This is a genomic window from Sphingomonas sp. Leaf9 (assembly GCF_001421355.1).
Taxonomy (GTDB): Bacteria; Pseudomonadota; Alphaproteobacteria; order Sphingomonadales; family Sphingomonadaceae; genus Sphingomonas.
Genome location: NZ_LMKC01000007.1, coordinates 87,643 through 94,528, shown reverse-complemented (window position 1 = coordinate 94,528; position 6,886 = coordinate 87,643). Strand labels below are relative to the sequence as shown.

The following is a 6,886-nucleotide window of genomic DNA, read 5'->3' as shown; positions in this document are numbered from 1 at the left end:
CCGCTCCCCCACCCGGCCACCCAATCAGGATACGCTGTGGGTGGCCGGGTGGGGGAGCGGGCCGGTACCGCCCTGATCCGGCTTTGCCGGATCAGGCTCCAGGTACCCGATCGATCAGAAGCGGAAGCTCGCGCCTGCGCGGAACTGACGGCCGATCAGGCCGGCATAATGCCACGTCGTCAGGAAGTTCGGCGCGCTGGCATAGGCGGCCGGAGCCAGCGGAGCCTTTACGTCGAACAGGTTCTTCACGTTCAGGAAGAACGAGAAGTTGTCGTTGACCTTCGCCGTGCCGTTCAGGTCGACGTTGATGAACGATTTGACGTAGCAGAACTGTTGGTTCTGCGGGGCCGAGCGGGTGTAGAGATTGCCGGTGGCGCAATCGCGCGGCAGGTTCTGGTCTTCCGACACTGCCTTGATCCGGCTGACATAATAGGTCGTCGCCGACAGGGCGTAGGGCCCGACCTGCAACGTGTTCTGCCAGTTGCCGCGCCATGCGGGCGTGCCGTTGCCCGACGACAGGTTGTACGGCCCCATCGTCCCGGCATAGTTCTGGACGTTGCCGTTCGCCTCACCCGCATTGAGGTTGTATTCGAGGATGTGTGTCACCTCGACGCGGCTCGTGAAGTTCGCGTCGTCCGCGATCGGCGCGGTCAGCGTCGCCGCGAAATCGATGCCCGACGTGGTCGAGTAGTTCGCGTTCACATAGGGCACGTTGATGATGAGCACGCGCGGCAGCGCGTTCGGGAAGTTCGGATCGACCGCATCGACGCTGTTGACCGAATACCCCTGCCCGATCGCCGCGACCGCGGCCTGTGCGGCGGCGAGGTTGGCCGAGTTGTAATAGGCCTTCACCGCATCGCCGACCAACGGGCCGCTGACGATCAGGTCCTTCTTGCGCACATTGTAATAGTCGACGGTGAAGCTGAACCAGCGGACGGGCTGGAAGATCATGCCGGCGGTGAAGCTGCGCGAGATTTCCGGCTTCAGGTCGGGATTGCCCGCCGACCCGCGGCCCAGCGAATATTGCAGGTTGTACGGGTTGCCGTTGGCCGAACACGACGTGGTGGTGCCGGTCCCGCCATGCTGCAGGATGAAGTTGCACGGCGGCGTGGTGGTCACGAAGCCGGCATATTGGCTGCGTGCGCCCGATTCCGCAAAGGTCGGCGCGCGGAAGCCCTCGCTATAGGTGCCGCGGAACGCCAGTTCGCGGATCGGCGTGAACTTCACCCCGACCTTGGGCGAGAAGTGGCTGAACCCTTCCGAATAATGGTCGTAGCGGCCCGACGCGTTCACTTCGAGCTGCTTGACGATCGGGGCGCCCAGTTCGAAATATGCCGCCGACACGGTGTGCGCGCCGAACGCCGAAGCGGTCGTCAGGCCGTAGGTGTCGAGGTTCACGTTCTGGTTGTTGTTTTCCAGCGTCTCGCGCCGCACCTGCCCGCCGATGGCGAGCTGGAGCGGACCGCCCGGCAGGTCGAGCAGGCGCGCGCTGAGCGACGCATCGGCCGATGCCATGGTCGAGAAGGACGGCGTAACCTTGTCCGGGGCGATCAGGTCGCGCACCGCCTGGCTGTTCGCCTGCGGATTGACGAAGTTGTACGAGCCCGTGTTGATCGCGCGCAGCAGCTGCTGGATGTTCAGCAGGCCGTGCTGGGTGATCTGCATCTCGTCACGGGCGTACACGCCGTCGACGCGCCATGCGAAGCGTTCGTCGTCGAACGATCCGGTCAGGCCGGCGGCGGCACGGTACACTTCGTTCTTGCGGTCGCTGCCACCGGCGATGTCGCCGAACATGTAATAGATGCGCGCGGCGCTGGCCGTCGGATCGGCACCGGCCACCGCGAACGGGTTGTTCGGGTTCAGCTGGCGATCGGCGGCGGTGGCGCAGTTGGTGCCGGCCGAGCAGATGTACATCGGCAGGACGATGCCCGGGTTCGCCGATGCGACCGACGGTGCCGCGCCGAAGGGCTGCGTCGCGCGGATAACCGACGGTGTGCCGTTGATGCTGACGTCGCTGCGGCTGTAGCTGGCGGTGACATAGCCTTCGGTCGTGTCGCTCAGGCGGACGCTGAGGCGCGCGTTCAGCGCATAGCGTTCCTGCAGCGGCTGAATCTGGCGATACAGGTCGACCAGGTCGTACTTGCAGCCGGTGCCCTGGACCGCGGTGGTGTTCAGGGTGAAGGTGTCGCGGGCGCAATTGCCCAGACCCAGCGCGCGATACTGGCTGGTCAGCGGCGACCCGGCCGCACCGCTCAGCGGGTTGTTCAGGTCGGTCTGGCGAACGCGCGTGACATAGGCGGTGGGGACATTGACCGTCAGCGAATTGTCCGACGGGTTGTTGTCGAGACCGCCGATCGAGGTCAGGTCCTGCGTGTTGTACGGGAAGCCGCGGCTGTGGTTCGAAACCCGGCCGTCGCGCTGATATTCGCCGTTGATGAACACGTTCCAGCCATGGGCGTCATAGTCGCCGGTGCCGATCGTCAGGTGCGCGCGCTGGTGCGAGGCATCGCCGCGTTCCGCCACGCCGCCTTCGACCAGGCCGTCGATGCCGGTAAAGTGCTTCTTCAGGATCACGTTGACCACGCCGCCGATCGCATCGGCGCCATAGGTCGACGATGCGCCGTCCTTCAGCACTTCGACCTTGTCGACCAGGCTGAACGGGATCGAATTGAGGTCGACATAGGCGTTGCGGCCGTCATCGTTCAGCGGGAAATTGGCCGAACGCAGCCCGTCGATCAGCACCAGCGTCGACGATACACCCAGGCCACGCAGCGACACGGCCGAACCGCCGGCCGAGAAACCGCTCTGGAAGCCGGTGCCGATCGAACCCGCGCCATCGGCCGAGATCGAGCGGATCGCGTCCGACACGTTGGTGATGCCGGCCTTCGCCAGCGTGTCCGACGTCAGCACGGTGACCGGCGAGGGGGTTTCGCTGTCGGTGCGGCGCAGCAGCGAGCCGGTGACGACGATCGTGTCGTCGGCGCCCTGGTCGGCGGTGCCCTGCGTCGTCGTCGGGTTCGTCGCCTGGTCGCGCGCATCGAGGGTGCCGGGCGTGGCGGGCGTGGTCTGCGCGGCGACGGGGCCGGCGATCAACGCGGTGGCAAGCGCACAGGTGGCGGCACCCGCGACGAAGCGCGAGCGACCGAAAACGATCTTCATAGGTTGTATTCCCTCCGGTCGAGGCGAACGATCCCCCCCGGACCGCCGCGTCATGCGCGACAGATGTTCGAGTGTCTCACCCGAGTAAAGCAGGCCGATACAAGTCCTAACATATTGTAACGATATGTTGCCCGAACGACACACCATTGTAATACATCGCGTATCGGGAGGGCATATGGAGACACGCAGGGCAGCGATCGCGGATGCGGAGGGGATGCACCGCGTGCTGCGCGCGATCATCGCCCGGACCGGACGCGAACGGCCAAGCGACGTGGCGTTCGTCACCAGCCACTACATCGCCAACCCGGCCGGCATATGCTGCACGGTGGCGATCGATGCGGCGGGCGCGGTCATCGGGTTCCAGTCGCTGGTCCGGGCGGAGGCGGGCAATCGCTACGCCGTGCCGTCGGGCTGGGGCATCATCGGCACCCACATCGCCCCGCACGCCCACCGGCAGGGCGTGGGCGCCGCGCTGTTCCGCGCCACCCGCGCGGCGGCACAGGCGGCAGGGCTGACCAAGATCGACGCCTATATCGCGGCCGACAACGCCGGCGCGCTACGCTATTACGAGGCGATGGGCTTCCGCACCTATCGCACGCCGGAGGGCATCGTGCAGAAGGTCTGCACGCTGGGGTGACGGCCGGGCGCTAATAGTCCCGCGCGGCGTCGAACCATTGCAGCGCCAGCGCGTCGGTGGTGCCCAGCGCCGTCGCCGCATCGGCACGGCCCAACTGCCACACCGCGTCCGCCAGCGTCTCGCGCTCGGTGGTTTCGATCCCCTTCACCGTGTTGAAATGCGCGGCAAAGGCGGTGATCGCCGCCTGAACCTCAGCCAGCGCCGTCGCCGCCGCGATCGCGGCCTGTGCGGTGTCGAACGCGGCATTGGCGGTCTTCGCCCGGCGTGGCGGCCAAGCGGCGAACGGCCGACCATATTCGCGCGCCCACCAGTCGGGTTTCCGCAGCTTCGCGATCCGGGTGTGGTTGGCGAACGGGCGTTGCCTGGCGCGGGCGTTCAGTTCGCGGCGCAGGCGCTTGCCGACGCCATCGTCGATATCGATCGCGATGAAGCCGTCCAGATCGGGCCAGGTGGCAAGCGGCGGCAGGCCGCTGAGGTCGGGCATGTCGCGAAGCTCAAGCCCCGTCAGCTGCGGATGATCGGCAAGCCGGTCGAGATCGGCGATCTCGCCCCTGAGCGTCAGCGAGCGCAGGTTCGGGAAGCGGGCAAGGCCGCGCAACGACACCGGCTGCACCAGCGGGTCGTTCCACAGCGTCAGGCGCTCGACCTGTTCGAGCACCCCCAGCGCCGGCAGATCGACCGGCCGGTTCGCGTCGCGTCGCCGGGTGGCGGGGGCGAGGGTCAGATATTTCGGCGGCACCCCCTCGCACGACAATCGCGAAAGATCGCCTTCCAGCTCCAGCGTGAAATGCGGCGATGCCGACCGGTCGGGCAGGATCAGGTGCAGCCGACCGCCCGGTTCGGTCAGGTGCAGCCTTAGCTTGTGGAGCCGGGAATCGCGCGCATCGATCGTCCGGTCCCCGGTTAGCAGCGGGACCCATGTCGCATCCTCGATTCTGCGGGTGCGTGCCCAGTCGAACAGTCCGCCATCGCTGCCGATATAGGTGATGAAGCGCGGCCACGGATAATCGGAACCCGTGCGGAACGGGTCGAAGACGTGCCAGTCGATGCGATCGTCCGCCGCGACCACCAGGTCGACCTGCCGGCCGGGCGATGCCGGCCCGATCGACAGCGATCCGACCCCCGGCTCCTTCACCAGCACATGGCTCTGCGGGCCGGTCAGGTCGATCGAATGACGTTCCCAACCTAATTATCGCTTGTCCATTCCACCCCCGCTGTGGTTGCCGCACGCGCTGAACCGTCGAGGCGGCGAAGGCGTTGCGTTGGTTTCGCAACCCATCTTGCGCACTTCGCACGAAGCCAATCGCGTGCTCGCCGGTTTCCCCTCCCGAACCCGTTTCGCGAAGGACATCCCATGCAGATCGCCGACCTCATCACCGACACGCTGGTCGCCGCCGGCGTGGAGCGCATCTGGGGCGTGACCGGCGACAGTTTGAACGCGATCAACGACAGTCTGCGCCGCTCGGGCCAGATCGACTGGATGCATGTCCGCCACGAAGAGGTCGCCGCCTTTTCGGCGGGCGCGGAGGCCGCCGCGACGGGGAAGCTGGCGGTGTGCGCGGGCAGCTGTGGCCCCGGCAACCTGCACCTCATCAACGGGCTGTTCGATTGCCAGCGCAACCGCGTGCCGGTGCTGGCCATCGCCGCGCATATCCCGTCGAGCGAGATCGGCCTGAACTATTTCCAGGAGACGCACCCGACCGAGCTGTTCCGCGAATGCAGCCATTTCTGCGAGATGGTGCAGACCCCCGAACAGCTGCCCGAACTGCTCCACCGGGCGCTGCGCACCGCGATCGGGCAACAGGGTGTGGCGGTGCTGGTGATCCCCGGCGATGTCGCGCTGAAGGACGCGCCGAAGGGCACGCGCGCCGACTTCGCCGCCCCCCTCCCCCCGCGCATCGTGCCGCAGGCGGGGGAAATCGAGCGTCTCGCCGAACTGCTCAACGGATCGCAGGCGGTGACGTTGCTGTGTGGTGCGGGCGTCGCCGGCGCGCATGACGCGGTGGTCGCGCTGGCAGCGAAGCTGAAGGCGCCGATCGTCCATGCTTACCGCGGCAAGGAATGGATCGAGTGGGACAATCCCTATGACGTCGGCATGACCGGGCTGATCGGCTTTTCGTCGGGCTATCACGCGATGATGGAGTGCGACACGCTGCTGATGCTCGGCACCGACTTCCCCTATCGCAACTTCTATCCGGACAAGGCGAAGGTCGCGCAGGTCGACCGTGACCCCTCGGCATTGGGGCGGCGGGTGCAGATCGACATCGGCATCGTCGGCGATGTGGCCGAGACGGCGGCGGCGCTCACCCCGCTGATCGCGCCCGGACGCAACGAGGGTTTTCTGACCAAGGCGCGCGCCCATTATGCCGATGCGCGTAAAGGGCTGGACGACCTCGCCACCCCGCGCGACGGCGACAAGCCGCTGCATCCGCAATATGTCGCGCGGGTGATCGATGCGGTCGCCGCCGACGATGCCGCCTTTACCGTCGATGTCGGCACCCCGGCGGTGTGGGCGGCGCGCTATCTGACGATGAATGGCAAGCGGCGGCTGATCGGATCGTTCAACCACGGGTCGATGGCGAACGCGATGCCGCAGGCGCTGGGCGTGCAGGCGGCATATCCGCAGCGGCAGGTCGTGTCGCTGTCGGGCGATGGCGGGCTGACCATGCTGATGGGCGACATGCTGACCGCGGTGCAGATGGCGCTGCCGATCAAGATCGTCGTCTTCAACAATTCGACCCTGGGCTTTGTCGAGCTGGAGCAGAAGGCGGCGGGCTATGTCGATACCAATGTCGCGCTGAAGAACCCCGATTTCGGGGCGATCGCGGCGCAGATGGGCTTCTTCGGCGCGCGCGTGACCCGGTCGGACGAACTGGAGGAGGTGTTGCGCGCCGCCTTCGCCCATGACGGCCCGGCGCTGGTCGATGTTGTGACCGAGACGATGGAACTGGCCATGCCACCCAAGATCAAGGCGGAACAGGTGAAGGGCTTCAGCCTCTATACGCTGCGCGCGATCATGAGCGGGCGCGGCGACGAGGTGATCGAGCTGGCACGGGCGAATTTGTTGCGGTGAGGGTGGCGAGGGGCTTT

Annotated in this window: 4 protein-coding genes; 2 read left to right on the top strand and 2 right to left on the bottom strand. The window is 66.6% G+C overall.

Annotated elements, in window-relative coordinates; translation table 11 throughout:
• Positions 1-114 precede the first annotated feature (114 nt).
• Positions 115-3,159, bottom strand: a complete 3,045-nt coding sequence (locus tag ASE58_RS17315; RefSeq protein ID WP_055764167.1) for a TonB-dependent receptor plug domain-containing protein — start codon at positions 3,157-3,159, stop codon at positions 115-117.
• Between the two features lie 175 nt (positions 3,160-3,334).
• Here ASE58_RS17315 and ASE58_RS17310 point away from each other — a divergent pair, with 175 nt between their 5' ends.
• On the top strand, positions 3,335-3,796 hold the full coding sequence (locus ASE58_RS17310; RefSeq protein ID WP_055824292.1) for a GNAT family N-acetyltransferase: 462 nt from the start codon (positions 3,335-3,337) through the stop codon (positions 3,794-3,796).
• A 10-nt stretch (positions 3,797-3,806) separates the two neighbouring features.
• Here the strand turns inward: ASE58_RS17310 and ASE58_RS17305 are convergent, their stop codons facing one another.
• Complete coding sequence (locus ASE58_RS17305) at positions 3,807-4,931, bottom strand: hypothetical protein (protein WP_200909397.1); 1,125 nt, start codon at positions 4,929-4,931, stop codon at positions 3,807-3,809.
• Between the two features lie 219 nt (positions 4,932-5,150).
• Between ASE58_RS17305 and poxB the strand changes: the two genes are divergently transcribed.
• The gene (poxB, locus tag ASE58_RS17300) at positions 5,151-6,869 is read left to right on the top strand and encodes a ubiquinone-dependent pyruvate dehydrogenase (protein WP_055824287.1); all 1,719 of its coding nucleotides are present in this window, start codon (positions 5,151-5,153) and stop codon (positions 6,867-6,869) included.
• Positions 6,870-6,886: the final 17 nt, after the last annotated feature.

Bases quoted from the DNA above. Each gene is read 5' to 3' on its own strand.
- ASE58_RS17315 (WP_055764167.1), bottom strand. From the start codon at position 3,159: ATGAAGATCGTTTTCGGTCGCTCGCGCTTCGTCGCGGGTGCCGCCACC.
- ASE58_RS17310 (WP_055824292.1), top strand. From the start codon at position 3,335: ATGGAGACACGCAGGGCAGCGATCGCGGATGCGGAGGGGATGCACCGC.
- poxB (WP_055824287.1), top strand. From the start codon at position 5,151: ATGCAGATCGCCGACCTCATCACCGACACGCTGGTCGCCGCCGGCGTG.